Below are 2,988 nucleotides of genomic sequence, written 5' to 3' on the forward strand. Positions count from 1 at the left end.
TACAAATCCACGTGCTTCAATCCCGCCCTCCGTCAAAACGAAGAGCCTAACAGGACAGGCCAATCAGCCCATCTGCAGCAAGACAATCTCGCCGCTTACGTGGTGCAGTATTCCACCGGCGTTCTCAAAGGAGTTCATGGAAGCTTGCAAACGGCGACTGGCAGGTGACACGGCCCGTACTGCGACGAGCCGGCAAAGTCTAAGACTTGCGCCGTGAAGCCCACGATCTGAAGGAAGTTGTGGCCGAGCAAACGCGGGAATTGCGTCTTCTCAAAAAAAGCATGACAGGGGATGGGGGCGACCAAGAATGAGGTATTCTGCACCCGAGAAGCTGGAGATCATCCGCCTTGTTGAGCAATCACATTAGTCAGCACGACAGACGTTGGCCAAGCTGGGCATCCTCCGCACAACGTTCTACCGCTGGTTCGACCGTTATCAGCAGCGTGGCGAAGCGGGGTTGCAGGACCGATCTCGCACGCCCAAGCATGTCCGGAACCGCGTCCCCGACCAGGTGCGGCGCAAGGTCGTGAAGCTGGCGCTGAAGGACACGGAGCTGTCACCACGGGAGCTTGCTGTGACTTTCCCCCACCGATAAAGCTTTTTGTATCAGAAGCTTCCGTCTGTCGCGTGCTGAAGGCGCATGATCTGATCACCAGCCCTGTTTTCAAGAATACAAGAAAGAAATTGACCGCGCAGAAGCAAGATGGCTGAAACAGCACCCTGACAGGAAGTAGGCATCACCCTGCACTTTCGTAGAAATACGCGCTTATCCCAAAGTGTTGCCGGTGATGAAAGTGTACGAACTTTCGACCAGATTGATGACGACATTCAGTTCTTCAGATGTGGTCGGTGTGTAGATCATGACAAAGCCACTCCACCCGGGACGCTGATTGGCCCAAGGGTGTGCCACGGCCCATCCGGCCTCAATCGCCTTTCGCGCCAAAGAGGGGTCCAGCGAAGCATGCAGGCTGCCATCGGGATGCATATGCGCAAACTCAAAGCCACCGACAACAGAGCCCGGTTGAGACAACGCCATGTCGCGGTCAAGCTGAAAGCCAATCGCGCCAGGCAGTGATACCCGCGTCGGGCCAAGCTTGACCCCAGGGAATTGTGCAACACGCTCCAGCAACAAGTCGGCCAAATGAGCGTCAATTTCTACGCCTATCTGGATATGGGGCACTCCGGTTGTTGTTTCAGGACGAGGAGATTTACGTTCCGGCAAGGTGTGCTCTTGGGCAAAAGCCAAGGGGCACATCAGTGCTGCCACCGCAGCGATCATCAGTGTTTTAAAGGAAGAATTCATGTCGTTGGCAGCCTGTCAGAAGGTGGGAAAGGGCGCTCGGCGCTGCGCCGACGCCCTCGCAATACGTCAATCAACCTTCAAAGCTTCGATGTTGATCAACAGCTTGATTTCGTCGCTCACGGCGGGGGCAAACGCTCCCAGCCCGAAGTCTGAGCGCACGATGGTCGCCTTGGCTGAAAGCCCCAAAGTCGGTGTGCCCTCCTTGGGGCCAAACGGGTATGGTGCTGATTTGTTGAGCGTTGTTTCCAGAGTGACAGGTTTGGTGATGTCATTCATGGTCAGGTTGCCCGAAATACTCGCAGTATTGGTCCCGGTCACTTCGATGCCTGTTGATGCAAATGTGACCACTTCACCGTCGCCCGCGCCAAAAAAGTCGTCAGACATAAAATGTTGCATGCGCGCATCCCAGCCCGTGATCATGGATTTGACTGGCATTGAAACTGTGACTGACGACGCCGAGGGGTCATCTTCGTTGAACTCAATCTCTCCGTTAAAGCCCGAGAACATACCAAATGTCTCTGAAAACCCGATGTGATTATAGCTGAACATCACCTGGCTATGTCCGGGGTCCAGTTCGTAGGTGCCACTGTCGGCCAATGCCGCAGAGGCGCCCATCGACAAAAAAACCGCCAGTCCGGTTGCCGCTGTTTTAAACATTGATACCCTCCCAATTCAGATAAGATGTGTTGGTAGAATGGTTTGGGCATTAGGTCTTGTGCCCGATCGCATCTATAGAACAATATGTTTCGCAACGCAACAATGTGTTCTACAGGAGGGACGCTTGAAAGAAGATCCAAGACTGGTCGCTACACGGCAGACTGCACTTGATGCGGCGCAAAAAATCTTGGTGGATGAAGGCGTACTGCACGTAACGCATAACGCAGTTTCAAAGGCGACAGGCATTTCGCGCAGCACGCTCTACAGGCACTGGCCCGATGCCCGAAGCTTGCGAGACGCCGCGTTCAGGCGCATTGCGACCCCGCCGAACATTCCTCCCAAGACCGATGGCCCGCTTCGATCTGACTTGCGCTGGTTGCTCGGTGTTCTAATGGGCGCGTTGAATGACACGCCATGGGGCCAAATCGCGCCCCAGGTGGTCGCAGCTGCGTCCACTGATGAAGAAGCACGACTGGTGATCACGGAATTCATGAAAGACAGATTCGCGAGCGCTGAGGCTGTCTTTTCAGCTGCAATAGACCGCGGTGAGATCAATGCCGAAGTTCCGGTTGAACAGCTGATCGAGTTGGCAATCGCTGCACCCTATTTCCGTAAACTCATACGCCACGAGGCGCTGGACGCAGATTGGTTGAATCAGCATGTTGATCTACTTTGCACCATCGCCAAAAGCAATTCAGAGCATTGACTACCGTCTGAATTAGCAAACAAAGCGACCAACCCAAGAGGCTGCCTGACTGGCGGCTTTGGGGAAGTTGGTCAGGCTTTGCAAAGGTCGCAGTCTGCGTATAGCCGCCGTTGCCGTCAGTCATCGATGTGGACACCAATGCATCCAAATCGCCTACGACCGGTTTCAGCCGATTTCGTTGAAAAAGTCGTTGGTTTTTGGCGTTGCGCGTTTAGCTACTGCGCTGATTTTATTGAACGACCGATGCTGAGGCTTGTTGTCAGCCGGTGGTTGTCACCATTGGCTTGAGTTTTGCTAGTTTCCGGAGGTTTTGGGCGATGGC

General features: G+C 54.4%; 3 protein-coding genes and 1 pseudogene. 2 read left to right on the forward strand and 2 right to left on the reverse strand.

Annotated features, from left to right (window positions below):
- Positions 1–121: 121 nt before the first annotated feature.
- Positions 122–666 (forward strand): annotated as a pseudogene (locus tag TRM7615_RS26090) (helix-turn-helix domain-containing protein); the annotation flags it as partial.
- Between the two features lie 100 nt (positions 667–766).
- On the opposite strand, the gene TRM7615_RS25170 reads toward TRM7615_RS26090, so the two are convergent.
- Positions 767–1,303 carry a luciferase domain-containing protein gene (locus TRM7615_RS25170; RefSeq protein WP_108792724.1) on the reverse strand — a complete coding sequence of 179 codons (537 nt, stop codon included), beginning with the start codon at positions 1,301–1,303 and terminating at the stop codon, positions 767–769.
- Positions 1,304–1,369: 66 nt separating this feature from the next.
- Positions 1,370–1,960 (reverse strand): YceI family protein, encoded by a 591-nt coding sequence (locus tag TRM7615_RS25175; RefSeq protein WP_108792725.1) that lies wholly within the window; start codon positions 1,958–1,960, stop codon positions 1,370–1,372.
- Positions 1,961–2,084: 124 nt separating this feature from the next.
- Between TRM7615_RS25175 and TRM7615_RS25180 the strand changes: the two genes are divergently transcribed.
- Positions 2,085–2,666: a TetR/AcrR family transcriptional regulator gene (locus TRM7615_RS25180; protein WP_165821550.1), complete on the forward strand. Its 582-nt coding sequence runs from the start codon at positions 2,085–2,087 to the stop codon at positions 2,664–2,666.
- The last annotated feature ends 322 nt before the right edge of the window (positions 2,667–2,988 follow it).

It is taken from the genome of Falsiruegeria mediterranea M17, assembly GCF_900302455.1.
GTDB lineage: Bacteria > Pseudomonadota > Alphaproteobacteria > Rhodobacterales > Rhodobacteraceae > Falsiruegeria > Falsiruegeria mediterranea.

What these genes read in the sequence shown, in the direction of transcription:
- TRM7615_RS25170 (WP_108792724.1), bottom strand. Translation starts at nt 1,303, where the DNA reads ATGAATTCTTCCTTTAAAACACTGATGATCGCTGCGGTGGCAGCACTG.
- TRM7615_RS25175 (WP_108792725.1), bottom strand. Translation starts at nt 1,960, where the DNA reads ATGTTTAAAACAGCGGCAACCGGACTGGCGGTTTTTTTGTCGATGGGC.